The organism is Streptomyces sp. NPDC006711, from assembly GCF_042869775.1.
In the GTDB taxonomy this organism is placed as follows: domain Bacteria; phylum Actinomycetota; class Actinomycetes; order Streptomycetales; family Streptomycetaceae; genus Streptomyces.
Window position 1 is genome coordinate 254,802 of record NZ_JBIAGO010000009.1, and the last position, 26,093, is coordinate 280,894.

19 protein-coding genes and 2 rRNA genes are annotated in these 26,093 nt (G+C 70.3%); 8 read left to right on the forward strand and 13 right to left on the reverse strand.

Annotated elements, in window-relative coordinates:
- Window positions 1–241 precede the first annotated feature (241 nt).
- On the reverse strand, window positions 242–949 hold the full coding sequence (locus tag ACFYM2_RS20385) for an HAD family hydrolase (RefSeq protein WP_388455669.1): 708 nt from the start codon (window positions 947–949) through the stop codon (window positions 242–244).
- Between the two features lie 91 nt (window positions 950–1,040).
- On the reverse strand, window positions 1,041–1,547 hold the full coding sequence (locus ACFYM2_RS20390) for a DUF6912 family protein (RefSeq protein ID WP_359003101.1): 507 nt from the start codon (window positions 1,545–1,547) through the stop codon (window positions 1,041–1,043).
- 279 nt (window positions 1,548–1,826) lie between these two features.
- Here ACFYM2_RS20390 and ACFYM2_RS20395 point away from each other — a divergent pair, with 279 nt between their 5' ends.
- Window positions 1,827–2,234 carry an Rv3235 family protein gene (locus tag ACFYM2_RS20395; RefSeq protein WP_350230701.1) on the forward strand — a complete coding sequence of 136 codons (408 nt, stop codon included), beginning with the start codon at window positions 1,827–1,829 and terminating at the stop codon, window positions 2,232–2,234.
- 585 nt (window positions 2,235–2,819) lie between these two features.
- Here ACFYM2_RS20395 and secA read toward each other — a convergent pair.
- Window positions 2,820–5,645, reverse strand: a complete 2,826-nt coding sequence (secA, locus tag ACFYM2_RS20400; protein ID WP_350230702.1) for a preprotein translocase subunit SecA — start codon at window positions 5,643–5,645, stop codon at window positions 2,820–2,822.
- A 198-nt stretch (window positions 5,646–5,843) separates the two neighbouring features.
- Between secA and ACFYM2_RS20405 the strand changes: the two genes are divergently transcribed.
- Window positions 5,844–6,422, forward strand: a complete 579-nt coding sequence (locus ACFYM2_RS20405; protein ID WP_359003099.1) for a GNAT family N-acetyltransferase — start codon at window positions 5,844–5,846, stop codon at window positions 6,420–6,422.
- 119 nt (window positions 6,423–6,541) lie between these two features.
- Entirely contained in the window at window positions 6,542–7,705 is a 1,164-nt protein-coding gene (locus tag ACFYM2_RS20410; RefSeq protein WP_388837797.1) for a winged helix-turn-helix domain-containing protein, read from the forward strand.
- 21 nt (window positions 7,706–7,726) lie between these two features.
- Here the strand turns inward: ACFYM2_RS20410 and ACFYM2_RS20415 are convergent, their stop codons facing one another.
- The 7 genes from ACFYM2_RS20415 to mtnA all read right to left on the reverse strand — a co-directional run bounded on the left by ACFYM2_RS20415 (window position 7,727) and on the right by mtnA (window position 16,445).
- The gene (locus ACFYM2_RS20415; RefSeq protein WP_359003095.1) at window positions 7,727–8,482 is read right to left on the reverse strand and encodes a response regulator transcription factor; all 756 of its coding nucleotides are present in this window, start codon (window positions 8,480–8,482) and stop codon (window positions 7,727–7,729) included.
- A gap of 249 nt (window positions 8,483–8,731) precedes the next feature.
- Window positions 8,732–9,421: a ribosome hibernation-promoting factor, HPF/YfiA family gene (gene hpf, locus ACFYM2_RS20420; protein ID WP_388837800.1), complete on the reverse strand. Its 690-nt coding sequence runs from the start codon at window positions 9,419–9,421 to the stop codon at window positions 8,732–8,734.
- Window positions 9,422–9,742: 321 nt separating this feature from the next.
- Complete coding sequence (locus ACFYM2_RS20425; RefSeq protein ID WP_388837803.1) at window positions 9,743–10,579, reverse strand: ComF family protein; 837 nt, start codon at window positions 10,577–10,579, stop codon at window positions 9,743–9,745.
- A gap of 130 nt (window positions 10,580–10,709) precedes the next feature.
- A complete protein-coding gene (locus ACFYM2_RS20430) occupies window positions 10,710–12,611 on the reverse strand; it encodes an LpqB family beta-propeller domain-containing protein (RefSeq protein ID WP_388837806.1) in 1,902 nt (633 codons plus the stop codon).
- Entirely contained in the window at window positions 12,601–14,601 is a 2,001-nt protein-coding gene (gene mtrB / locus ACFYM2_RS20435; RefSeq protein WP_359003087.1) for an MtrAB system histidine kinase MtrB, read from the reverse strand. The genes ACFYM2_RS20430 and mtrB overlap by 11 nt, the downstream gene beginning before the upstream one ends.
- A gap of 1 nt (window position 14,602) precedes the next feature.
- Complete coding sequence (gene mtrA / locus ACFYM2_RS20440) at window positions 14,603–15,292, reverse strand: two-component system response regulator MtrA (RefSeq protein ID WP_189389435.1); 690 nt, start codon at window positions 15,290–15,292, stop codon at window positions 14,603–14,605.
- A gap of 4 nt (window positions 15,293–15,296) precedes the next feature.
- Window positions 15,297–16,445, reverse strand: a complete 1,149-nt coding sequence (gene mtnA, locus ACFYM2_RS20445) for an S-methyl-5-thioribose-1-phosphate isomerase (RefSeq protein ID WP_388837809.1) — start codon at window positions 16,443–16,445, stop codon at window positions 15,297–15,299.
- 155 nt (window positions 16,446–16,600) lie between these two features.
- Between mtnA and ACFYM2_RS20450 the strand changes: the two genes are divergently transcribed.
- From ACFYM2_RS20450 to ACFYM2_RS20470, 5 genes are read left to right on the forward strand one after another with little or no spacing between them, the layout of a single operon-like run.
- Window positions 16,601–17,845 carry a glycerophosphoryl diester phosphodiesterase membrane domain-containing protein gene (locus tag ACFYM2_RS20450; protein WP_388837812.1) on the forward strand — a complete coding sequence of 415 codons (1,245 nt, stop codon included), beginning with the start codon at window positions 16,601–16,603 and terminating at the stop codon, window positions 17,843–17,845.
- 4 nt (window positions 17,846–17,849) lie between these two features.
- On the forward strand, window positions 17,850–18,539 hold the full coding sequence (locus ACFYM2_RS20455; RefSeq protein ID WP_388837814.1) for a DUF4129 domain-containing protein: 690 nt from the start codon (window positions 17,850–17,852) through the stop codon (window positions 18,537–18,539).
- Window positions 18,536–19,720 carry a DUF4350 domain-containing protein gene (locus tag ACFYM2_RS20460; protein WP_388837817.1) on the forward strand — a complete coding sequence of 395 codons (1,185 nt, stop codon included), beginning with the start codon at window positions 18,536–18,538 and terminating at the stop codon, window positions 19,718–19,720. Before ACFYM2_RS20455 ends, ACFYM2_RS20460 begins: the two co-directional genes overlap by 4 nt.
- Window positions 19,717–20,700 carry an AAA family ATPase gene (locus tag ACFYM2_RS20465; protein WP_388837820.1) on the forward strand — a complete coding sequence of 328 codons (984 nt, stop codon included), beginning with the start codon at window positions 19,717–19,719 and terminating at the stop codon, window positions 20,698–20,700. The genes ACFYM2_RS20460 and ACFYM2_RS20465 overlap by 4 nt, the downstream gene beginning before the upstream one ends.
- A 10-nt stretch (window positions 20,701–20,710) precedes the next feature.
- Entirely contained in the window at window positions 20,711–22,021 is a 1,311-nt protein-coding gene (locus tag ACFYM2_RS20470; RefSeq protein WP_388837823.1) for a DUF58 domain-containing protein, read from the forward strand.
- Window positions 22,022–22,096: 75 nt separating this feature from the next.
- Here the strand turns inward: ACFYM2_RS20470 and ACFYM2_RS20475 are convergent, their stop codons facing one another.
- From ACFYM2_RS20475 to ACFYM2_RS20485, 3 genes are all read right to left on the reverse strand, one after another.
- Window positions 22,097–23,341, reverse strand: a complete 1,245-nt coding sequence (locus tag ACFYM2_RS20475) for a histidine kinase (RefSeq protein ID WP_388837826.1) — start codon at window positions 23,339–23,341, stop codon at window positions 22,097–22,099.
- Window positions 23,342–23,522: 181 nt separating this feature from the next.
- Window positions 23,523–23,639 (reverse strand): 5S ribosomal RNA (gene rrf / locus ACFYM2_RS20480).
- An 89-nt stretch (window positions 23,640–23,728) separates the two neighbouring features.
- Window positions 23,729–26,093 (reverse strand): 23S ribosomal RNA (locus tag ACFYM2_RS20485); the annotation flags it as partial.

Genomic DNA, 26,093 nt, shown 5'->3' on the forward strand with positions numbered 1-26,093 from the left:
GAGCAACGACACGAACCAGCCGCCGAGGGGGTCCCGGCCTCGTCCGGCCCGATCCCGCCCGGCCTCCTCCGACCCGGCCTGCCCCGCCCCTGCCTCTCCCGGCACGGTCTGCCCCCACCCGGTCCGGCCGTACGGTTTGGCCGCTCGGGCCGGCCCGCCCCCCGCCCCAGCCCCGGTCTGCCCGCCCGCCAGGGCGCCGCCGCAGACGTCGCCGGTCTGCTTAGACGTCGCGCCCGCGAGCTCAGCCGACCAGTTCTTCCGCGACGGCCACCGCCTCCGCGAGGGTGTCGACGACCGGGACGCCCGCGACCGTGAGGCTGACCCGGCTGTGGGAGCCCCCGGTGAACAGCACCGCCCGCGCCCCCACGGCGGCCGCCGCCACCGCGTCGTCCACCGCGTCCCCGATCACCACGATCCGCTCGCCCGATATCTCCGGGTCGGCCGCCCGCAGCGCGGTCAGATGGCGCACCATGTGCTCGGCCTTGCTGCCGTGCGAGGGCCCCGTGCGCCCGTCGACCCGCAGGAAGTGCTCGGTGATGCCGTGCCGCCGCACGATCGGCACCAGGTGCTCGTGCGGCGCCATGGACAGCAGCGACTGGCCGCGCCCCGCCCTCCGGCGCGCGGCAAGGAGCTCGGCGGCGCCCTCGGTGAGCCCACAGGCATCCGCCCTGGCCCAGTACTGCTCGTGGAAGGCCGCGTCCATGACCAGCCACTCCGCGTCCGTGGGCAGCCGGCCCATCAGCCGCTGGTAGAACACCGGGATCGGCACGCAGTACAGGTCGCGGTAGCGCTCCAGCGTGATCGGCGCCATGCCGAGCTGCGCGAACGCGGCGTTGGTCGCCTCGATGACCGCGGCGATGTCGTCGAGCAGCGTGCCGTTCCAGTCCCAGACGAGATGCGCCGGGCGCTTTCCCGTCTTCTGCGTGCCGTTCCCCATGACGAACCCCATGACAAAAAAGTACCCACCCCCACTGACAATCGAGCACCGCGCGGGCCGTGACGCCGGCCCACGACGCCCGGGCGGCGGGCGTACGCGCAGGTCAGGCGATCAGGTTGGGAATCTCCTGCACCCCGAACCACAGCAGCTCGTGGTCCTCGGCGCCGTCCACCGTGAACTGGGCGTCGTCGTCGCCGTGGTCGGCAGCCCCGAGCGCGTCGGCCGCGGCCGTCACATCGGCCACCGCGTCCTCGGCGTCCACGTGGACGGCGGCCGCCCTGGCCAGCGCCACCGAGGTCTCGATCCGCACCTCGCCGACCGAACTCGCGTCCAACGCCCGGTCCGGGTCGGCGGTCGCGGCGTTGTCGGGCACGTCGGCGGCGATCACGACCCGGCGCCTCGGCGTGCCGGGCTCCCCGGCGAGCAGCCGCAGCGAGGCGGCGGCGGCCCGGTTGAGCGCGGCGTACTCCAGCTCCTCGATGTCGTCGGACACGTACCACTCGCGCAGGCCGGGCGTGACGGCGTAGGCGGTGAGCGGCCCGGGGCCGAGCTCTCCGGCACGGTGCGCCGTCGCGAGACCGGAGATGGTCAGGGGTACGTACACGCGCATGAGGGACCGCTCTCTTCTCGTCGTCTCATCGGGTCGGGAGACGGCTTCAGGATACGCGCGGGAGTCCCCCTTCGAGCTGCCGGTGCCCGCCCGGTGTCCCTTCCCCGCGAAGCCGGTCAGCACCGCCGCCACCTGGGAAGACGTGCCCCGCGCTCACTCGGATAGGTGAAGCGCTGCGCCCCCTCGGCTCCCCCGGCGCGGTCCTTGCGGGCCGTCCCGCCGCCCCCGTACAAGGTCCCCAACGCACGTTACTCACTGGTATCGAAGGGGGCGGCAGCCATGAGCAGGACCACGACAGGACCGGCGGGGCGCGGCGATCAGCGCGGGCCCGGCAGCACCGGAACCCGCGGGCCACGGCGGCTCACTCCGCACGAACTGTTCGCGCACAAGCTGCTCGCCGTGCTCAGCGGCGAACGCCCGGTGCACTGGATGCTGGGCCTGACCGTCGGAGAGGCGTACGAGCAACTGGTGCGGCTCGCCCCGGGCACGCCCTTCCGCACCCGGGGCGCCCGCCCCGTCGTACGGTCCTGCCGCGCGGCCCCGCCGGCCCGGGGCATCGTCGAGGTGGCCGCCTGCATCGCGGCCGGCGAGCAGGTGCGCGCCATGGCCTTCCGCCTGGAGCGAGGAGCAGACCTGCGCTGGCGCTGCGCGGCGGTCGAACTCGGCGGTGAGCGGGTGCGGGGATGACGGGTGCGGCGCCGGAGGGCCGGCGGCGTGGCCAGGCAGCGGGCGGCCCCGGGGCGAGCCCGGCACCCTTCCGCCGCCCCGGCACGGCGGAGGGGCCTCCACGAACGGCCCGGCACGGCGGTTGGGGCCCGGCACAGCGGAGGGCCCCGGCACGGCGGGGAGCCCGGCACGGCGGTGGGGCCCGCACAGCGGAGGGCCCGGACTCAGCGGGGGGCCGCCACGGTGAGAGCCCGGCCCGGCAAGGGGCCCGGCACGGCGGGGAGCCCGGGACGGCGGTGGGGCCCGGACTCAGCGCCGGGCCCGGACTCAGCGGAGGGCCCGCCACGGCTAAGAGCCCGGCATGGCGGAGGGTCTGGCACGGCGAAGCGCCCGGCACGGCGGGGAGCCCGGCACAGCGGAGGGCCCGGACTCAGCGGAGGGCCCGCCACGGCTAAGAGGCCGCCACGGCAAAGGGCCCGGCATGGCGGAGCCCGGCGCGGCGAACGCCCGGCACCGGTGGAGGGCCGGGCACGGCGAAGGGCCCCGCGCCGTCCGGGACGTTCGTGTCCCCTCCCGGTGCCGGGCCCTCGCCGGTGTGCCGACCGCTTACTTCTTGCGGCGGCGACCACCCGCCGTCTTCTGCGCCTTGCGGCGCTCCGCGCGGGTCATGCCGTCGGACTCCGAGCGGGCCGGCTCGTCGTCACCGTTGTCGAAGTCGCCCTCGACGATGCCGCCCTCGCCGTCCACCGTCGGCGCCGAGAAGTGCAGCCGGTCCGGGCGCTGCGGGGCGTCCAGGCCCTTGGCCCGGATCTCCGGACGCGCGGCCGGGATGGTGTCCTCCTTGGTGAGCGAGGGCGCGTCGGCGGGCGCGGCGTCCACGACCGGGACCTCCTCGACCTGCTGCTCGACCTGGACCTCCAGGTTGAACAGGTAGCCGACCGACTCCTCCTTGATGCCCTCCATCATGGCGTTGAACATGTCGAAGCCCTCGCGCTGGTACTCCACCAGCGGGTCCTTCTGCGCCATGGCCCGCAGGCCGATGCCCTCCTGGAGGTAGTCCATCTCGTACAGGTGCTCACGCCACTTGCGGTCGAGCACCGAAAGGACCACGCGGCGCTCCAGCTCGCGCATGATGTCGGAGCCCAGCTGCTCCTCGCGGGCGGCGTACTGCTCGTGGATGTCGTCCTTGACGGACTCGGCGATGAACTCGGCGGTGATGCCCGCGCGGTCCCCCGCCGCGTCCTCCAGCTCCTCCACGGTGACCTTCACCGGGTAGAGCTGCTTGAAGGCGCCCCACAGCCGGTCCAGGTCCCACTCCTCGGCGAAGCCCTCGACGGTCTCGGCCTGGATGTAGGCGTCGATCGTGTCGTCCATGAAGTGCCTGACCTGCTCGTGCAGGTCCTCGCCCTCAAGGACGCGGCGGCGCTCGCCGTAGATGACCTCGCGCTGGCGGTTCAGCACCTCGTCGTACTTCAGGACGTTCTTGCGGGTCTCGAAGTTCTGCTGCTCGACCTGCGACTGGGCCGAGGCGATCGCGCGCGTGACCATCTTGTTCTCGATCGGCACGTCGTCCGGCACGTTGGCCATCGCCATGACGCGCTCGACCATCTGGGCCTTGAACAGGCGCATCAGGTCGTCGCCGAGCGACAGGTAGAAGCGGGACTCGCCGGGGTCGCCCTGACGGCCGGAGCGGCCGCGCAGCTGGTTGTCGATACGGCGCGACTCGTGGCGCTCGGTGCCGAGCACATACAGGCCGCCGAGCTCCTTGACCTCTTCGAACTCGGCCTTGACGGCCTGCTCGGCCTTCTCCAGGGCGGCGGGCAGCGCGGCAGCCCACTCCTCGACGTGCTCGACCGGATCGAGGCCCGCCTGGCGCAGCTCCGCCTCGGCCAGGTCGTCGGGGTTGCCGCCGAGCTTGATGTCGGTGCCTCGTCCGGCCATGTTGGTGGCGACGGTGACGGCGCCCTTGCGGCCGGCCTGGGCGACGATGGTCGCCTCACGGTCGTGCTGCTTGGCGTTGAGCACTTCGTGCTGGATGCCGCGCTTGGAGAGCTGCTGCGACAGGTACTCCGACTTCTCGACCGAGGTGGTGCCGACCAGGATCGGCTGGCCCTTCTCGTGCTTCTCGGCGATGTCGTCGACGACCGCGTCGAACTTGGCGACCTCGGTGCGGTAGATCAGGTCCGACTGGTCCTTGCGGACCATGGGCCGGTTCGTCGGGATCGGCACGACGCCCAGCTTGTAGATCTGGTGGAACTCGGCGGCCTCGGTCATCGCCGTACCGGTCATGCCCGACAGCTTGGAGTAGAGGCGGAAGAAGTTCTGGAGGGTGATCGTGGCGAGCGTCTGGTTCTCGTCCTTGATGTCCACCCCTTCCTTCGCCTCGATGGCCTGGTGCATGCCCTCGTTGTAGCGGCGGCCGGCGAGGATACGGCCGGTGTGCTCGTCGACGATCATGACTTCGCCGTCGATGACGACGTAGTCCTTGTCCTTCTTAAACAGTTCCTTCGCCTTGATGGCGTTGTTCAGGTATCCGACGAGCGGGGTGTTGACCGACTCGTAGAGGTTGTCGATGCCCAGCCAGTCCTCGACCTTGGCGACGCCCGGCTCGTGGATGGCGACCGTGCGCTTCTTCTCGTCGACCTCGTAGTCGCCGGTCTCCTCGATGCCCTTGAGCGGGTTGCCCGGCTCGCCCTTGGTCAGGCGCGTCACCAGCTTGGCGAAGTCGCCGTACCACTTGGTGGCCTGGTCGGCGGGGCCGGAGATGATCAGCGGCGTACGCGCCTCGTCCACCAGGATCGAGTCGACCTCGTCGACGATCGCGAAGTTGTGGCCGCGCTGGACGAGCTCGTCCTGCGACCACGCCATGTTGTCGCGCAGGTAGTCGAAGCCGAACTCGTTGTTCGTGCCGTACGTGATGTCGCAGTTGTACTGGGCACGGCGCTCGGCGGGCGACATGTTGGCGAGGATGCAGCCGACCTCGAGACCGAGGAACTTGTGCACCCGGCCCATCATTTCGGAGTCGCGCTCGGCCAGGTAGTCGTTCACCGTGATCAGGTGGACGCCCTTGCCGGACAGCGCGTTGAGGTAGGCCGGCAGCGTGCCGACGAGGGTCTTGCCCTCACCGGTCTTCATCTCGGCGACGTAGCCGAGGTGCAGGGCGGCGCCACCCATCATCTGGACGTCGTAGTGACGCTGGCCAAGGACGCGCTTGGCCGCCTCACGCACGGTCGCGAAAGCCTCGGGGAGCAGGTCGTCCAGGCTCTCGCCGTTCGCGTACCGCTCCTTGTACTCGTCGGTGAGGGCTCGCAGCTCGGCGTCGGAGAGGTTGACGAAGTCCTCTTCGATGGAGTTGACCTGGTCCGCGATGCGGTGCAGCTTGCGCAGGATCTTGCCTTCGCCTGCACGCATGATCTTTGAGAGGACGGACACGGGGGTTGGTCTCCTTGCCGGTCGGGCCTGGCGCGGTCGAGTGGCTATGGGTGTGGATACAGCAACGGTCATCGTATGCGAGGACCCGGCCGCGCCGGGAGGTCTGCTGTTACGACAACGGACAGGACTGTGCGAAGGTGCCGGGCTGAGGGGGAAAAGGGGTGGCCGTGCCCGCCGGGACCCCCGGAGAATCGGGCGATGGAACCCATCACGCTGACCAGCGAGCGCCTGCTTCTGCGTCCGCTCGGCCCCCAGGACATCGACGCGGTCTACGAGGCCGCCCAGGACCCGGCGATCCAGCGCTGGACGACCATCCCCTCCCCTTATGCGCGCTCCGACGCCGAAACCTTCGCCGGGAAGATCGCTCCGCAGGCCTGGCAGGACGGCACCGAGTACTGCTTCGCGATCTTCCCCAGGGGCGGCGGTCCGCTGCTCGGCGTGATGGGCGTCATGGCGCGCGGCCGGGGCGGAGCCGAGATCGGCTTCTGGGCGGCGGCCGGCCACCGGGGCCGCGGCTATGTGACGGAGGCCGTGCTGCTGCTCGCCCGCTGGGCGTTCACCCGGATCGGGGTCGACCGTCTCGAATGGCGGGCCGAGGTCGGCAACACCGCGTCGCGGGCCGTCGCCGAGCGGGCCGGGTTCACCATCGAAGGCGTCCTGCGCGCGGGCACGGTCAACAAGGGCACCCGGCGCGATGCCTGGGTCGGCTCCCTGCTCCCCTCCGATCTCGGCCTGCCCTCCACGCTGCCGCATCTGCCCGCGCCCGCGCGGGCCTGAGCGTCATCTGCCCGCGCCGCGACGGGCGTTGCCCGTGAACGCGGGCCCGGACCCGTCCCGCCCACGCGCACCCGCCCGCCCCCGGGGCGCTGTCAGTGGCGGCCACTATCGTGCGGAGCATGACCAGCCTGCCGCTCCCCGCCGTCGAACTGTCCGCCGACGAGGCCCGCCGGATCGCCCTGCGCGCGCAGGGTTTCCTGGGCGCGCCCGACCGCAGGGGCGGAGTGCGCGGAGTGCTGCGCCACCTCGGCGCGGTCCAGCTCGACACCATCTCCGTGCTCGCCCGCTCGCACGAACTCGTCGCCTACGCCCGCCTCGGCGCGGTGGGCCGCAAGGCCGTCGAAGAGGCGTACTGGAGCGGCGGCCACGCCTTTGAGTACTGGTCGCACGCGGCCTGCGTCCTGCCCATCGAGGAGTGGCCGCACTTCGCCTTCCGCCGCCGCGCCTACCGCGCGCGCCCGCACTGGAACCACGACTTGCCGCAGAGCACCTACGAGCAGGTGATCAAGCAGCTGCGCGCCGAGGGCCCGCTCACCGCGACGGACCTGGGCGGTGCCAAGAACAAGGGCGAGTGGTGGGACTGGTCGGCCACCAAGATCGCCGTCGAGCGCGCTCTGATGTACGGCGAGGTGGTCTGCACCGAGCGGCGCGGCTGGAAGCGGGTGTACGACCTGGCCGAGCGCGCGATTCCGGACGCGCTGCTGCACGACGATCTGGACGACACCGAATGCCTGCGCCGGCTGGTGCGGCTCGCGGGCCAGTCCCTCGGCGTCGGTACGCGCACGGACATCGCGGACTACCACCGCCTCAAGGGTGAACAGTTCGACGCGGTGGTCGCCGATTCCGGCCTGGTCCCGGTGACCGTGCGGGGCTGGTCCAAGCCCGCGTGGGCCGATCCTCAGGCGCTGGCCTCCGCGCCGCGCGGCCGTCACCGCACCACGCTGCTCTCGCCGTTCGACTCGCTGGTGTGGGAGCGGGCCCGGGCCGAGCGGATCTTCGGCTTCACCCACCGCCTGGAGGCCTACGTCCCCAAACCCCGCCGCATCCACGGGTACTTCGCGATGCCGCTGCTGTCCGGCGGCAAGCTGATCGGCCGGGTCGATCCGGCGCGCGAGGGCCGCACCCTGGTCGCCAAGCAGGTCTCCCTGGAGTCGCCCAGAGCCGTCGGGCCCATGGCCGAGGCGCTGCGGGAGGCGGCCCAGTGGGTGAACTGCGACGCCGTACGGATCGAGCGGGCCGGGACACCTCAGGAGACGGCGGCGCTCACCGCGGCGCTCACGTGAGGGCCACGGCTTCGGCGCCGGTCATCTGATTTCGAGGATCTTCTCGCGCATCGCGTAGACCACCGCCTCCATCCTGGAGTGCAGTTGCAGCTTCTCCAGGATGTTGCGCACATGGTTCTTCACGGTGTTCTCGGAGATGAACAGCTGCTTGGCGATGTCACGGTTGTTCATCCCGGTCGCTACGAGCTTGAGCACTTCGAGCTCCCGCTCGGTGAGCCGGGGCGCGGGCACCAGGCGGCGCTCGTCGGTGCGCTGGATCATCGACTTGAACTCGGTGAGCAGCTTGGAGGCCATCGACGGGCTGATCTGCGACTGGCCGTCGGCCACCGCCCGGATCGCGGTCGCCACCTCGTCGGTGGAGATCTCCTTCAGGAGATAGCCGGTCGCGCCGGCCTTGATCGCGTCATAGAGGTCGGCCTCCTCGTCGCTGATCGTCAGCATGATGATCTTCGCGCTGGGGGCCACCTCCTTGATGGAGGTGCAGGCCTCGATGCCGCCACGCCGGGGCATGCGCACATCCATCAGGACGATGTCGGGCAGCAGATCGGCCGCCTTGTCCACCGCCTCCGCGCCGTCCCCGGCCTCGCCGACGACCTGGATGTCCTCCTCGGCGGCCAGCACGATCTCAAGGCCCCGGCGGAAGAGGGCGTGGTCGTCCACGACCAGGACGCGGATGGGCTCCTCGCGCGAGCCGCCCATGCCGCTGTCGCAGCCGTCCCCACCGCTCGGGCTGTCCGCGTGGGAACCGTGGTGCACCGGCCCGAAGCTGTCCGCCATCGTTCCTCCCCCTGAAGGCCGTGGCCCGAGTTGGTGTGCCGCACCAACCACGCTCCGGGGAGGCGGGGTTGGCGTGCGGCGCCATGATTTCATGCCCGGCCCTCAGAAAGGCGATTCCGTGGTCGCACGGTGGTGCCCCTGGGGGCGCACAGACGCTCCAGGGGCACCATCATCCGTGGATACGGCACGCCGTCCGCCGTTGTTCAACGCGTCGGCCGGCGTGTTCACCCGTGGTCCTTCCCGGCGGGATCAGCCGCCCAGAGCGCCGCCCGCGCCACTAGCGTCCTCACCGGCGAGCGGGTCGGTCTCCAGGCGGATGACGCCGTAGTCGTACGCGTGCCGCCGGTAGACGACACTGGGCTGCTTGGTCTCGGAGTCGACGAACAGATAGAAGTCGTGCCCGACCAGCTCCATCTCGTAAAGCGCCTGGTCGAGCGTCACGGGAGCCGCGGTGTGTGTCTTCTCGCGCACCACCAGCGGTCCTTCGCCCTGCACTTCGAGCGAGCCGATCCTGGTGGTGGGGACGCGCTCCTCATCCGCGGTGGCCACGAGCTCGCCGTTTCCGTCCAGCTGCGCCACGCCCGGAACGGCGTCGACGACCTCGGCGGCCGAGAGCCGCCCGTTGCCGCGGCGGGTGTACCGCTTGTCGTGCTGCTTGCGCAGCCGCGCCTCCAGCTTGCCGGTCGCCAGGTCGAGCGCCGCGTACGGGTCCGCTGCCGCCGCTTCGGCCCGGATCACCGGGCCGCGCGAGTGGAGGGTGATCTCCACCCGGTCCGAGCGGTCCGCCTGCCGCGGGTTGTGCTCCTTGGACACCTCGACGTCCAGGCTGATTACCTTGCCGTCGAGCTTCTGGATCTTCTCCAGCTTCAGCTTCTCGGCCACGTGCTTGCGGAACCGCTCGGGCACCTCGGTCTTGCGGCCCTTGACGACGATGTCCACGCAGAACTCCGTTCCCGGATCACTCCGCCTCAACGCGGAGTTGCTCCCTTTTGCACTTGCACCAGGCCCCGGTGAGTACCGGAGCCTCGGACTCGGTGACGTATCACCTCCTCCTCCCCCGTCGAGAAGATCCCCACCCCACCTCGTCGGGTGGTAAGTGAAAACGCGCCGGAGCTCAGCCGTGCATTAAGTGAACGGGCTTTCGCCATTCCTCACCACCGAACATAGCTCGCCCGACGCGATGTCGGCACCCGCTACTGGAACGTACCTCCAGTCAGGTGTTTCCGCTCTCTCACTACCTGCAACGATGCACGTTCTCGGTCAGTTCCGGTTTATCGCGAACGATTCCGGAGTGGCCGCGACAACCGCGGCCCGGACCGCCCGAGGACCCGCATGCACCTGCGCATCCCCGCTTCTTCGCCGATGATGCGCGGATCCCGGCGGTGAATTTCCCGGAATTCCCTGCCTGAGGCATCCATCTTCTTCGCCTTCTCCGCGGTAACCCATACCCGGTTCCCGTACCCGCCCTGCGGCGACCGCCCGCGCGGCCTCCACCAGGGACGCGCCCGTGGTCATCAGATCGTCCACCAGGACCACGCCGGCGCCCTCCAGGAGCCGCGCCCCGCCGCCCGCCACCCTCAGGGCGCCCGTCAGATTCGCGAGCCTCTGCGGAGCGCTCAGCCCCGCCTGGTCGGCCACCGCGCGACCCTGGCGCAGGACCGGCGCCACCCGGGCGTCCGTCCCTGTCCTGCGCAGCTCTCCGGCGGCGGCCAGCGCCATCCTGCGGGTCGCGTCATGGCCCCGGGCCCGTACCGCCCGGCGCGACGACGGCACGGGGACCAGCACCAACGGCCCCCGCGCGCAGGGGCCGGCGGCCGCCCGCACCGCGCCGGCCAGCGCCCGCCCGAGCACCCCGGCCAGACCGAGGGCGCCGCGCTCCTTGTGACCGAGCAGTACCGCGCGCACCGCGTCCTCGTACCGCGCCGCCGCGTACACCTCGGGCAGCCCGGCCGGCTCGGGCGCCGGACGCACCCGCCGCACCGGCCCGTCCAGCAGAGCCGCCCGGCACCGCCCGCACAGCGCCGTACGCTGCCTGCCGCAGCCGCCGCAGGAAGCCGGCAGCACCAGGCCGGAGAACTCCCGCCACCACCCCCGCATGAGTCCACTGTGCCCACACCGCCGCGCCCCGGCCACCCCTGTGGACAACCGGCGGGGACCGTCGGGCGGAGCAGGCGGGTGCCGGGGGGGGCGCTGGGGGCGCTGGGGGCGCCGGGCGTTCCCGGACCGACTAGCCCGGGTAGGCCGGCGCCGAGCCCTTCTTGACCGCCGTCTTCCAGTTCGCGCCCGGCGGCAGCCGGACGATGCCGTCCTCCTGCGAGTGGGCCACCAACGGCATCCGGTCGTCGTCGGTGGCGGCGACATCCGTGACCTTGTTGACGCTGGGCAGGGTGCCGGCCGCCGAGGTGGAACCGTCGGTCTGCACGTAACGCAGCTGCTGCGAGACCCCGCCGACCTCCTTGCCGACCACCACCAGGCGGCTGCGTCCGGCCCAGGACACCGCCGTCACGTCCTCCATCTGCGGGGCGGCGGGCCGCAGTTCGACCACCGAGATCACGTTCTTGCCGCCCTGTGCGGTCCGCTCGACCCGGCCGATCCGCAGCGTCGTACGGCCGCCGTCGGACACCAGCAGCGCCGCCCGCACCCCGTCCGCCGACATCCGCACCTGCTGGACGCGCCCGCCGCCGAGACCGGCGACGTCCACCGTCTCCGGTGAGCCCGAGCCCTGCACAAGGCGCAGCAGACGAGGCCTCGCCGGGTCACGGTCGGCCACCCACACATCGCCCCTCCCGTCCCAACTCGGCGACGAGAGGCCGCCATTGGGGTCCTTGTCGGCGCTGGTCACCGACGTCCGCACCAGTTCGCCGCCGGCCGCGAGCGGAGCCACGAACAGCGACTTGCCGTCCGCCGACACCCCGGCCGCGCGCTTCTCGTCCCGCGAGACGGCGACCGTACGCACCTGCTGCTCGCCCTTGCCGAACGGGCCCTGCACCGGCTCCGTGACCGCCGTGGAGTCCGTGTCGTCGGAGCCGTCCACGCCACTGCCCGAGCCGCCCGAGCCGCTGTCGGCGCGCATGCGCTCCACATGGCCCCCGGCGTCCACGAAGTACTGTCCGGGACTTGTCGACATGCGGTCGGGCGCGTACGTCTCGGCCTGGTCGCCGCTGAGTACGCACAACTGGGATCCGTTGGCACGGTCGAGCTCTACGGAGCTGACCCGAGTGGTCGTCAGATCCCGCACGGTGAACAGGAGTTGGGCCGCCATCCGCTTGCACACCGCTTCACCGGCGTTGGACGCGCGCTCATTCAAGGGAACTTTTAGCGCGTTGCGGTCGTCAAGGGCGAGCGACTTGGTGTCGCTCTTCAGTGACGTCCCCGAGGGAAACTTCGATGTGACGACCGGTTCCAGCCAACTGGTGGGGCCGTCGAGGACCGACTGCACCGTCTGCGTGATGAGGTTCATCTGCGTCTCGGGATCGGTGCGCTGGCGCACGTACACCGGGTCGGCGACCAGACGGTCCTGGCCCGCCGCGAAGTAGTACTTGTTGACGGAACGGTAGATCCGCTGGAAGTCCGACTGCCCGAGCAGCAGCCCCTGCGGCAGCGCGTCGATGCGCCACTCCCGGCCCGTCCCGTCCTGGCCGCTCTGGCGGACCAGGTGGATGGTCTGGGTGTACGTCTCCTGCGGCTTGGCCGGCTGGTAGGCGCGCTGCTTGTCGACGAGGGCGACGCGCTTGCCGGAGACGGTGAAGGTGAAGCCGCTGGAGTCCGCGCCCCGGTCGCTGGAGCGGTTGGCCTGCGGGTCGGGGCCGTCGGCCAGGACGGTGACCTGGTCGGCCCGCCAGTCCTTGGCGGCCTTCGTGGTCAGATACTGACGAGCCATCGCGAACTGCGGATCATCGCTGGTCATCGCCTCGAGGAAGCCCGCGACGATCTCGTTGGGCTCGGCCCCGGGCCGTGGCGGCACCGCGTAGACCTGTACCTGCGAGTCGGCCCGCTGGGACGCCGAGACCGAGTGCACGTCACCGCTGCTCGGCATGGACGCGCAGCCCGACACGAGCAGCGAGCCGCAGCCCAGCGCCACCACGGGCCCCAGCAGCTTGCCGCGGGCCCTCCCCCGGTCAGCGCCCACGGGCCGATCCCTCCTGGTCAGTCGCTTCGGCGAACCGTTCGGGGCCCGCCATGCCCTCGCCGCGCTCGGCGCCCGCCCGCGCGCCCTGCTCGGCGTCACCCAGCCGTGTCACCACCCGGCCCCCGCCGCCTCCCGGCAGCCCCGCGGGGCTGGCGGCCGGACCCGAGGTGCGTGGGCGCGCAGGGGCGGTGGGCGGCACGGGCAGCGTCGAACGGTCCACGCGCGGCGTCGGGACGGTGGAGAGCCGGTTGCCCTGTGCCTGACCGGCGGCCGCCTCGGCCTTGGCGCGCTCACGGGCGGCCCGTGAGTCCTCGGGCTCCAGCGGTATGGGGGATCCGCGCAGCGGCTCATCGGCGGTACGCGGCAGCGTCAGACGGAACTGGGAGCCTCCGCCCGGCTCGCCCCAGGCCTGGAGCCAGCCGCCGTGCAGCCGCGCGTCCTCGACGGCGATCGACAGGCCGAGGCCGGTACCGCCGGTGGTGCGGGCGCGGGCCGGGTCGGCCCGCCAGAAGCGGTTGAACACGCGTGTCGCCTCGCCGGGCTTGAGCCCCACGCCGTAGTCCCGCACTGCCACCGCGACGGCGCCCGAGGCCGCCGCGAGGCGCACCACGACGTCCCTGCCCTCGCCGTGCTCCACGGCGTTGACCACCAGGTTGCGCAGGACCCGCTCGACGCGGCGGGCATCGGCCTCGGCCACCACCGGCTGCTCGTCGCCGGACACGCGTATCCGGGTGCCCTTGCACTGGGCCAGCGGCTCGGCGCCCTCGATCACCCGGCGTACGACTTCCCGCAGGTCTATCGGCTCGGCCTCCAGGGCCGCCGCGCCCGCGTCGAACCGGCTGATCTCCAGGAGGTCGGCGAGCAGCGACTCGAACCGGTCGAGCTGCCCCGCCAGCAGCTCCGCCGAGCGCGCCGTGACCGGGTCGAAGTCGGCCCGGGCCTCATGGATGACGTCGGCCGCCATCCGTACGGTCGTCAACGGGGTGCGCAGCTCGTGGGAGACGTCGGACACGAACCGGCGCTGCATCCGCGACAGCTCCTCCAACTGGTTGATCTTGACCTGGAGGTTCTGCGCCATCTTGTTGAACGCCTCGCCGAGGCGGGCGATGTCGTCCTCGCCGGTGACCTTCATGCGCTCTCTGAGGACGCCGGTGGACAGCCGTTCGGCCACCCCCGCCGCCATCCGCACCGGCGTCACCACCTGGCGCACCACGAGCCAGGCGATCGCCCCGAGCAGGACGACGACGAAGAGCCCGGCGGTCGCCAGGGTCGTCTTGACCAGGGTGAGCGACCTCTCCTCCTGCACCAGCGGGAAGAGGTAGTACAGCTGATAGGACTGCCCGTCGACGTCCTTGAGCCGGGTCCCCACCACGAGCCCGGGCTCGGCCTCCTGGCCGTCGGTGAACTTGATCGAGGTGTACGTCTTGAACGCGCCGGTGCCCTCGTCGACGTCGTCCCGCAGGGTCTGCGGCACGCTGGCCCGGGGATCGACGAACCCGGAGGCGCGCGGCCCCCGGTTGCTGGACGCCGAGTCGGAGGACGCCGAGCCGAGGGCGACGACGTAGAACGCGCCCTGGCCGCTGCTGGCGAGCTGGGTGACCAGATCGTTGCGCCAGCTCACCGATGAACCGGAGCCGCGCCCGCCCGGGGCGGAGTCGTCGGTGCCGGACGAGACGGGTGTGCCCGCCTTGTCCTTCGCCACCGCGAATCCTCCGGCGGACTGGCTCTCGGCGGCCTTCTCCTTGGTCTCCAGGAGGCCGTTGCGCACCGCGCCGATGACCACGAAGCCGAGCAGCAGCACCACGCCGAGCGACATCAGCAGCGTGGTCGCGACCACGCGGAGCTGGATGTTGCGCCGCCACAGCCGCGCGGCGGGCAGCAGCGGGCGCCGCAGCCAGCGCACGACGAGCCGCAGCACCGGACCGCCGGGCGCTCCGTCCTGGAGCAACCGGCCGCCCCAGGACGTCTTGCGCCCAGCCACTTGGGTCATCTCAGCTCGGTCCTGCCTTGTAACCGACGCCACGGACGGTCACCACGATCTCCGGCCGCTCGGGGTCCTTCTCGACCTTCGAGCGCAGCCGCTGGACATGCACATTGACCAGGCGGGTGTCCGCCGCGTGGCGGTACCCCCAGACCTGTTCGAGGAGTACTTCACGAGTGAACACCTGCCACGGCTTGCGGGCCAGTGCGACCAGCAGGTCGAACTCCAGCGGGGTCAGCGCGATCGACTGCCCGTCCCGCTTCACCGAGTGTCCGGCCACGTCGATCACCAGATCGCCGATGGCGAGCTGTTCCGGCGCGGGCTCCTCCGACCTGCGCAGCCTCGCCCGGATCCGGGCGACCAGCTCCTTGGGCTTGAACGGCTTCACGATGTAGTCGTCGGCCCCGGACTCCAGGCCGACCACCACGTCCACGGTGTCGCTCTTGGCGGTGAGCATGACGATCGGCACGCCCGACTCGGCCCTGATCAGCCTGCACACCTCGATGCCGTCCCGTCCGGGCAGCATGAGATCGAGCAGCACCAGGTCGGGCTTGGCGTCACGGAATGCCGCCAGTGCCTTGTCGCCATCCGCTACGAACGACGGCTCAAAACCTTCTCCACGCAACACAATGCCGAGCATCTCGGCCAGTGCGGTGTCGTCGTCGACGACAAGGACGCGTCCCTTCATAAACGTCATCATCCCATTAGCTAATCGTTACCTGGCGTGACCTGGCACACAGCTCCCTCAGCCCGCCGCCTGTCACCGGGGACAGGACACCCTCCTCTGTGACGATCGCCGTGACCAGTTCCGGCGGTGTCACATCGAAGGCGGGGTTGTACGCCTGCGTACCCAGCGGTGCCACCGGAAGCCCGGAACCGGACCCCCAGCCGCCCCCTGGGATCTGCGGGGCAGTGAACTCTGTCACCTCCTGGCCGGGACGCTGCTCGACCTCGATGGACGCGCCGTCGGGGGTGTTCAGATCCACCGTGGTGACCGGCGCGACCACGATGAACGGCACGTGGTGGTATTTGGCCAGCACGGCGAGGGGATAGCTTCCCACCTTGTTGGCCACCGAGCCGTCGGCGGCGATGCGATCGGCGCCGACGAGGACAGCATCCACCTCCCCTGCCGCGAACAGCGAGCCGGCGGCGTTGTCACTCAGCAGGCTGTACGCCATCCCCCTGCTGGCCGCCTCGTACGCCGTCAGCCGCGCGCCCTGCAACAGCGGCCGCGTCTCGTCGACCCACAGCCGCCGCAGACGGCCCGCCCGGTGCGCGGCCAGCGCGACCGCGAACGCGGTGCCCTCGCCGCCGGAGACCAGACGCCCGGTGTTGCAGTGCGTGAGGACGCGATGGCTGCCGCCCGGCAACAGCTCGTCGAGCAGCGCGAGCCCGTGCCGGGCCATGGCCGCACTGCCCTCGGCGTCCAGCCGGTGCAGCTCCTTGGCCGCGGCCAGCGCCGCCGCCCCCGCCTCCGCCGGTTCCGCGCCCTTCTCCACCGCTGCCCGGTACGCCCTGGTCGCCAGCCGCACCCCGTACTCGAGGTTGACGGCGGTGGGCCGCGCCCCGGCGAGGTGCGCCGCTGCCTCGTCCACGTCGTACCCGCGCGCCGCGGCCAGCGCCACCCCGTAGGCCCCGGCGAGGCCGAGCAGCGGGGCGCCGCGCACCGCCAGTGTCTGGATGGCCCGCACGAGCGCCGGCACATCCGTACAGACCAGTTCCACCTCCTCGGCGGGCAGCCGGGTCTGGTCCAGCAGGACCAGCACCGGGCCCTCCGGCGGCTCGTCCCAGCGCAGCGAAGGTATTCCCGAGGGAGCGGACCCCATGGTCGTTCGCACGTCCTGATCAGCCATCCGCCCAGTCTGCCCCGTGAGCCACCGACAAATGAAGGTGCGAACGAGATACGGGGGCCGGTCCATGGCCCGGATCCACATGGCACGATGGCAGCCAACCCCAAGGAGCCGGCTCGCGCAGCCGGTCCCGTGACCAATCCACGAGGTGGACGACCGTGAATGACTCTCCGGGCTGGGCCTCGCCCGGATCGGCCCCCTCCGACGGCGACAACTCCGGGACCTCTCCGGCGCCCGAACCGTCCGAGCGGGCCCACGCCTCCTCGAAGTGGTCCCAGGACCAGCCACCGGCCGCCCCGTGGTCCTCGCCGGGTCCCGGCCAGAACCCGCCCCCGCCCGCACCGGGCTGGAACGGCCCGCCTCCCGGCCACGGCGGCTGGGGCCGGATCCCGGGACAGCCGCCCGGCGGCAACTGGAACCACAACTACGGCCGCCCGCCCGCCGCCAAGCCGGGCGTGATCCCGCTGCGCCCGCTGGGCGTCGGCGAAATCCTCGACGGCGCGGTTTCCGCCGCGCGCGCCCACTGGCGCACCGTCGTCGGTCTGACGCTGGCGGTCGCGGTGGTCGCCCAGACCGCCCAGCTCCTCACCACGCGTTTCATCCTGCCGGCGCCCGCCACGGTCGACCCCAACGCCACCGGCGCCGAAGCCATCAACCAGGCCTTCGACGCGATGCAGTCCAGCCTGCTCGCGCTGATGCCATCGGTGATCATCGGTCAGCTCGCCACCATGCTGACGACCGCCGTCCTGGCTTTGGTGGTCAGCCGCTCTGTGCTGGGCCGCTCGGTGACGCCGGGCGCCCTCTGGGCCGAGGCCCGCCCGCGCCTGCTCAGCCTGTTCGGCCTGGTGGGCCTGTTGACCCTCCTGTTCACCGCGATCACCGCCGTCGGCATCCTGCCCGGGGCGCTCCTGGGCGGGGGCGGCGGCGCCGCGCTCACCGCGCTCGGCGGACTCGCCGCGTGCGTGGTCACCCTCTGGCTGTACATCCGCTACATCCTCGCCGGCCCGGCGCTGATGCTGGAGCGGCAGGGCATCGTCCAGGCGCTGCGCCGGTCCGCCAAGCTGACCAGTAATTCCTGGTGGCGCGTCCTTGGCATCACCCTGCTCGCGCTGCTCCTCACGGTGATCGTCGCGATGATCATCGAGCTGCCCTTCGGCGTGCTGGCGATGGCCGTGGACAGCACCTCCTTCGGCGACGTCATCAACGGCACCGCCCCCGACTTCGGCTGGGCCTACCTGATCATCTCCGGCATCGGGGGCGTGATCGCGTCGGCGATCACCTACCCCCTCTTCGGCGGCGTCACCGCGCTGCTCTACATCGACCAGCGCATCCGCCGCGAGGCGCTCGACCTCGAACTGGCCCGCGCCGCAGGCGTTCCCGGCCACGAAACACCCAGGAGCTGATGCAGTGTCAGAAGCGGGGGGCTTCATAACGGCACGGCCGCTCATCGCGGCATCCGGCGGACCGCCGGTGGACATTCCGCGCGACGCGGCCCGTGAGGCGGCCCGGCGCGAACTGTCCGACCCGGCATACCACCAGCACGACCCGAGCCTGCTCCAGCGCGCCGTCAACAAGCTCTGGGACTGGATCGGCTCGCTCTTCGACGCCGCGTCCGGGGGCACCCCCAGCGGCTGGCTCGGCCTGGTCGTCATCGTGCTCGTCGTCCTCGCGCTGATCGGCGCGCTGTGGTGGCGGCTCGGCACGCCGCAGCGAGCCTTCACCACGAGCGGCGCCGTCTTCGACGACCGCCCGCGCAGCGCCGCCGAACACCGCACCACGGCCGAGGCGCACGCCGCCGCACACCGCTGGACCGAGGCCGTCCAGGAACGGATGCGCGCCATCGTCCGCTCCCTGGAGGAGCGCGCCCTGCTCGACCCGCGCCCCGGCCGCACCGCCGACGAGGCCGCCGCCGAAGCAGGCCTTCCCCTGCCCGCCCACGCGGACCGGCTGCGCGCCGCCGCCCGCTCGTTCGACGACGTCACATACGGCGGCCGCACCGCCGACGAGGCGGCGTACCTGCGCCTGCGCGATCTCGACCGCGACCTCGAACGCACCAAGCCCGCGCTGAGCGACGCGGCCCAGGGAGTCGCCGAATGACCGCCACCACGGCCACCACCACGTCCACGTCGCTCACGCCCCGCCATGTGTGGACCCGCGCCCGCGGCCTCCTCATCGCCCTGGTCATCCTGGTCGGGGGCGCTATCGCCCTGGCCGCGATACACTCCGACGCCCAGCACGGCAGCCTCGATCCGCGCTCCGCCGACCAGTACGGCAGTCGCGCCGTGGCCGAGCTCCTGAAAGCACAGGGCGTCTCCACGCGCGTGGTCACCACGCTCGACGAGGCAACCGCGTCCGCCGGCCCCGACACCACCCTCCTGATCACCGTCCCCGACCTCCTGACCGGGGGCCAGCAGCGTCAACTGCGCGCCGCCACCGCCGGCTCCGGGGGGCGCACCGTCCTCATCGCCCCCGGTGAGCCGTCCTTGGGCACCCTCGCGCCCGGCGTACGCGCCGAAAGCCCCGTCCCGGTCAGGCCGCGCGATCCCGGCTGCGCCGACGACGCCGCCACCCGCGCGGGCCGCGCCGACACCGGTGGCATCCGCTACGCGTCCTCGGGCGAGCGCACCGACGGCTGCTACCGGGCCGCCGGCCTGCCCACGCTCTTGACTGTCCCGGCCCCCGGACCGGGCGACACCGTCCTGCTCGGCGCCCCCGACATCCTCCTCAACCACCGCCTCGACGAGGAGGGCAATGCCTCCCTCGCCCTTCGCCTGCTCGGCACACGCGCCCATGTGGTCTGGTACCTCCCCTCGCTGGGTGACACATCGGCCACCGACGGCGGCCAACGCTCTTTCTTCGATCTGATCCCGGCCGGATGGCGCTGGGGCACCCTCCAACTCGCCCTGGCCGCCGTGCTCGCCGCCCTCTGGCGCGCCCGCCGCCTCGGCCCGCTCGTCACCGAGCACCTACCGGTCGCCGTCCGCGCCTCCGAGACGACCGAGGGACGCGCCCGTCTCTACCGCAAGGCCAACGCACGCGACCGCGCCGCCGACACCTTGCGCTCGGCCACCCGCGCCCGCCTGGCTCCGCTCCTCGGCGTGTCCGCTTCGGCGGCGCACTCCCCCGAGGTCCTGGTGCCGGCCGTATCCGCCCGGCTCCCCGCAGCCGGCCGCGACCCCCTTTCCCTGCTCTTTGGCCCAACACCGGCCAACGACACCGCACTTGTCCGCCTCGCGGACGACCTGGACGCCCTCGAAAGAGAGGTACGCACTTCATGAGCGACCGCACCCCGGAGAGCGCAGCGCACCCGGACAGCGCCCGCGCTTCCCTGGAAGCCCTGCGCGCCGAGATCTCCAAGGCCGTGGTCGGCCAGGACTCCGCCGTCACAGGCCTCGTCGTAGCACTCCTCTGCCGAGGCCACGTGCTACTTGAAGGCGTACCCGGCGTCGCCAAGACTCTCTTGGTGCGCGCCCTGGCGGCGTCCCTCGAACTCGACACCAAGCGCGTCCAGTTCACCCCCGATCTGATGCCGAGCGACGTCACCGGCTCCCTGATCTATGACGCCCGCACGGCGGAATTCTCCTTCCAGCCCGGCCCGGTCTTCACCAATCTGCTGCTGGCGGACGAGATCAACCGGACGCCGCCCAAGACCCAGTCGTCCCTTCTCGAAGCGATGGAGGAGCGTCAGGTCACGGTCGACGGAACCCCCAGGCTTCTGCCCGACCCGTTCCTGGTGGCCGCCACGCAGAACCCGGTCGAGTACGAGGGCACGTACCCCCTGCCCGAGGCCCAACTGGACCGGTTCCTACTGAAGTTGACCGTGCCCCTGCCCTCACGCCAGGACGAGATAGACGTACTGTCCCGGCACGCGAACGGCTTCAACCCCCGCGACCTGAAGGCGGCCGGCGTGCGCCCCGTGGCCGGCCCGGCCGACCTCGAGGCCGCTCGCGCCGCCGTCGCCAAGACCTCGGTCTCGCCGGAGATCACCGGCTATGTCGTCGATATCTGTCGTGCCACGCGTGAATCCCCCTCGCTCAGCCTCGGGGTCTCCCCCCGAGGCGCCACCGCCCTGCTCTCCACGGCGAGGGCCTGGGCCTGGCTCACCGGCCGCGACTACGTCATCCCGGACGATGTGAAAGCCCTGGCGCTCCCCACTCTTCGCCACCGCGTCCAACTCCGCCCCGAGGCCGAGATGGAGGGTGTCACCGCCGACTCCGTCATCACTTCGGTACTCGCCCACGTCCCCGTGCCCCGCTGAAGGCGACGCCATGGCCATCACCGGACGCTCCGCACTCCTGGCCGCCCTCGGTTCCATCCCGGTCGGCGTCTTCGCCCCGGGCTGGACCGGGATGCTGGCGGTCAACGCTCCCCTTGCACTCGCAATTCTGTGCGACTATGCCTGCGCGACGCCAGTCCGAAAGCTCCAGTTCACTCGAAGTGGTGATACGTCCGTTCGACTCGGCGACCGGGCCGACGTCGGCCTCACCGTCACCAACCCGTCGAACCGGCGCCTGCGAGCCCAACTCAGGGACGCGTGGCCGCCCAGCAGCTGGCCGGCGGACGCGGAACAGGCGGCCTCCCGCCACCAGGTCACGATCCCGGCCGGCGAACGCACCCGCCTCACCACGGTGCTGCGGCCGACCCGGCGCGGCGACCGCCACACCGACCGCGTCACCGTCCGCTCGTACGGCCCGCTCGGCCTGGCCGCCCGCCAGGGCCGGCACGAGGTGCCGTGGGCCGTGCGGGTGCTGCCGCCGTTCACCAGCCGCAAGCACCTGCCGTCCCGGCTGGCCCGGCTCCGCGAACTCGACGGCCGTACCAGCGTGTTGACCCGAGGCGAAGGCACGGAATTCGACAGTCTCCGCGCATACGTACCGGGCGACGACACCCGCTCCATCGACTGGCGTGCCACCGCCCGCCAGGGCAACGTGGCCGTACGCACCTGGCGCCCCGAGCGCGACCGCCACGTCCTCATCGTCCTGGACACGGGCCGCACCTCGGCGGGCCGCGTCGGCGACGTGCCCCGGCTCGACGCGGCGATGGACGCGGCACTGCTGCTCGCGGCCCTCGCCTCCCGAGCCGGCGACCGCGTCGACCTCCTCGCCTATGACCGCCGGGTACGCGCGCAGGTCCAGGGCCGGGCCGCGGGCGAACTCCTGCCTGCGCTGGTCAACGCGATGGCCCCGCTGGAGCCCTCCTTGGTCGAAACCGACGCGCGCGGCCTCAGCGCGGCCGCTTTGACGCACGCCCCACGCCGGTCCCTGATCGTCCTGCTGACCGGCCTGGACACCGCCGCCACGGAGGAGGGCCTGTTGCCCGTACTCCCCCGGCTCACCCAGCGCCACACCGTGCTGGTGGCCTCCGTGGCCGACCCTCGCATCGCGCACATGGCCAAGGGCCGGGGCGACATCGACGCGGTGTACGAGTCAGCGGCGGCGGGCCAGACCCAGCAGCAGCGCCGGCTCACGGCGGAGAAGCTGATGCGTCATGGAGCCACAGTCGTCGATGCCGCCCCGGACGCACTGGCCCCGGCCCTGGCGGACGCCTATCTCGAACTGAAGGCGGCGGGCCGCCTGTAGAAATGGCATTGAGTGGGGCAAGGCACGAAAGCGCCTTCATCAGGCCGACCCGCAACAACACCGGATCCTCGGCGATCACTGCGCGCACGGCAGCTCCGCGGTGATGGTGGTGGGCCCGCCAACGGGGCTGCTGACGTGGAAGACCCCGTCGAGGGAGCCGACCCGCTTGGCCAGCCCGGTCAGCCCCGTGCCGGCGGCGGTGTCGGCACCGCCCAGGCCGTCGTCGGTCACGCGCACGCGCAGCACCTCGCCGACCTGGCGGACTATCACCTCCGCACGCATCGCGTTGGCGTGCTTCGTCGCATTGGTCAGCGCCTCAGAGATCACGAAGTACGCGACTGCCTCCACCTTGGGCGCCAACCGCCCCTCCAGATTGACCCGCAGCCGCACGGGCAGGGGCGTACGGGCAGCCAGCCCGGACAGCGCCGCGTCCAGACCCCGGTCTTCGAGCACGGCCGGGTGCAGCCCCCGTACCAGGTCATTGAGTTCGGCGATCGCCTCCTTCGCCTCCAGGTGCGCTCTCGCGATCACCTCGCGGGCATCACTCGCCAGGTCCGGGCGGGTGGCCATGGCCAGACCCAGGTTGACCGCGAGAGACACCAACCGCTGCTGGGTGCCGTCGTGCAGGTCGCGCTCGATCCGGCTGCGCTCCGCGTCGACGGCCTCGATCAAGTCCGTCCGGCTCACGGCCAGCTGATCGACCCGCTCCTGGAGCCGCTGCGCCCGGCTGGGGCCGAGCAGGCCCAACGCCAGCCGCGTCTCGGCTCGGGCTACTGCCCGCGCGGTCCAGGGCAGGCTGCACAGGAGGAGGAGCCCAGCGGCTGTGTAGACCGGCAGCTGGGTCAGGTAGCCGAACCAGTCCTGGCGGATTCCGGACGGCAGCGCCCATGCCCAGCCGTAGGCGACGACGCCCGCCAGGGACGCCGCCACCACCGCGAGCACCAGCAGCTCCAGCAGCGCGAGCAGCGGGCCAAGCAGGAGGTGGTAGCCGATCTTGCGCCAAGGCCGCGTCGCCGCGAGCCACCGGGCGATCGAGGCCCACGTCCATTCTTCCGGTGCGGCGGGAGTGAACCGGGGGACGTCCACGCCGATCAGCGCCCGGTAGCGAGCCCGCTGAACGGCCGTCACCACCGGGGTACCGAGCAGAACCAGTGCGACCGACAGGCAAACCGTAAGGAGCAAGTTCCCCGTCCTGGCGGTAGTCGCCGCCCAGGACCACACGGGCACCAGCGCCAGGTGCGGCGGTACACCTGCGGCTAGAAAGCCGATGTCCCGCTGCGCCCGGAGGCCCGTGCGTCTCAGGCCGGCTGGAAGCGTCATGGCACGACGCTATGGCACCCCAGCAGGACGGTGCCATGAAACCTGTACCCGAGCTCATGGTGAACCTAGTACCAGCTGTAGGTCTTGATCTCAGCCTGCGCACTTATAACACCAAACGCGAAAAAGCCCCGCACCGTCGACCGTATTCCTACGATCGGGTGCGGGGCTTTTCCCACAATTTGTTCGGCGGCGTCCTACTCTCCCACAGGGTCCCCCCTGCAGTACCATCGGCGCTGAAAGGCTTAGCTTCCGGGTTCGGAATGTAACCGGGCGTTTCCCTAACGCTATGACCACCGAAACACTATGAAGTTGAACTCGACCAGCACACACCCAAAGGGTGTGCGGGAGTTCATTGCTTCAGAACAAACACAGTGGACGCGAGCAACTGAGGACAAGCCCTCGGCCTATTAGTACCAGTCAGCTCCACCCGTTACCGGGCTTCCACATCTGGCCTATCAACCCAGTCGTCTACTGGGAGCCTTACCCTCTCAAGGAGGTGGGAACACTCATCTCGAAGCAGGCTTCCCGCTTAGATGCTTTCAGCGGTTATCCTTTCCGAACGTAGCCAACCAGCCATGCCCTTGGCAGGACAACTGGCACACCAGAGGTTCGTCCGTCCCGGTCCTCTCGTACTAGGGACAGCCCTTCTCAATGTTCCTGCGCGCGCAGCGGATAGGGACCGAACTGTCTCACGACGTTCTAAACCCAGCTCGCGTACCGCTTTAATGGGCGAACAGCCCAACCCTTGGGACCGACTCCAGCCCCAGGATGCGACGAGCCGACATCGAGGTGCCAAACCATCCCGTCGATATGGACTCTTGGGGAAGATCAGCCTGTTATCCCCGGGGTACCTTTTATCCGTTGAGCGACGGCGCTTCCACAAGCCACCGCCGGATCACTAGTCCCGACTTTCGTCCCTGCTCGACCCGTCGGTCTCACAGTCAAGCTCCCTTGTGCACTTACACTCAACACCTGATTGCCAACCAGGCTGAGGGAACCTTTGGGCGCCTCCGTTACTCTTTAGGAGGCAACCGCCCCAGTTAAACTACCCATCAGACACTGTCCCTGATCCGGATCACGGACCGAGGTTAGACATCCAGCACGACCAGAGTGGTATTTCAACGACGACTCCACAACCACTGGCGTGGCCGCTTCACAGTCTCCCACCTATCCTACACAAGCCGAACCGAACACCAATATCAAACTGTAGTAAAGGTCCCGGGGTCTTTCCGTCCTGCTGCGCGAAACGAGCATCTTTACTCGTAGTGCAATTTCACCGGGCCTATGGTTGAGACAGTCGAGAAGTCGTTACGCCATTCGTGCAGGTCGGAACTTACCCGACAAGGAATTTCGCTACCTTAGGATGGTTATAGTTACCACCGCCGTTTACTGGCGCTTAAGTTCTCAGCTTCGCAACCCCGAAAGGTCACTAACCGGTCCCCTTAACGTTCCAGCACCGGGCAGGCGTCAGTCCGTATACATCGCCTTACGGCTTCGCACGGACCTGTGTTTTTAGTAAACAGTCGCTTCTCGCTGGTCTCTGCGGCCACCCCCAGCTCAGAGAGTAAATCTCCTCACCAGTGATGGCCCCCCTTCTCCCGAAGTTACGGGGGCATTTTGCCGAGTTCCTTAACCATAGTTCACCCGAACGCCTCGGTATTCTCTACCTGACCACCTGAGTCGGTTTAGGGTACGGGCCGCCATGAAACTCGCTAGAGGCTTTTCTCGACAGCATAGGATCATCCACTTCACCACAATCGGCTCGGCATCAGGTCTCAGACTATGTGTGCGACGGATTTGCCTACCGCACGTCCTACACCCTTACCCCGGGACAACCACCGCCCGGGCTGGACTACCTTCCTGCGTCACCCCATCGCTTACCTACTACAAGTCTGGGTCACCGGCTCCACCACTTTCCTTTCCCCGAAGGGTCCGGAACGGCTTCACGGGCTTAGCATCGCCTGATTCGATACTGGGCGTTTCAAAGCGGGTACCGGAATATCAACCGGTTGTCCATCGACTACGCCTGTCGGCCTCGCCTTAGGTCCCGACTTACCCTGGGCAGATCAGCTTGACCCAGGAACCCTTAGTCAATCGGCGCACACGTTTCTCACGTGTGTATCGCTACTCATGCCTGCATTCTCACTCGTGAACCGTCCACCACTAGCTTCCGCTGCGGCTTCACCCGGCACACGACGCTCCCCTACCCATCCCAGCAGGCGTTGGCCCTATATGCTGGAATGACACGACTTCGGCGGTACGCTTGAGCCCCGCTACATTGTCGGCGCGGAATCACTTGACCAGTGAGCTATTACGCACTCTTTCAAGGGTGGCTGCTTCTAAGCCAACCTCCTGGTTGTCTCTGCGACTCCACATCCTTTCCCACTTAGCGTACGCTTAGGGGCCTTAGTCGATGCTCTGGGCTGTTTCCCTCTCGACCATGGAGCTTATCCCCCACAGTCTCACTGCCGCGCTCTCACTTACCGGCATTCGGAGTTTGGCTAAGGTCAGTAACCCGGTAGGGCCCATCGCCTATCCAGTGCTCTACCTCCGGCAAGAAACACACGACGCTGCACCTAAATGCATTTCGGGGAGAACCAGCTATCACGGAGTTTGATTGGCCTTTCACCCCTAACCACAGGTCATCCCCCAGGTTTTCAACCCTGGTGGGTTCGGTCCTCCACGACCTCTTACAGCCGCTTCAACCTGCCCATGGCTAGATCACTCCGCTTCGGGTCTAGAGCGTGCAACT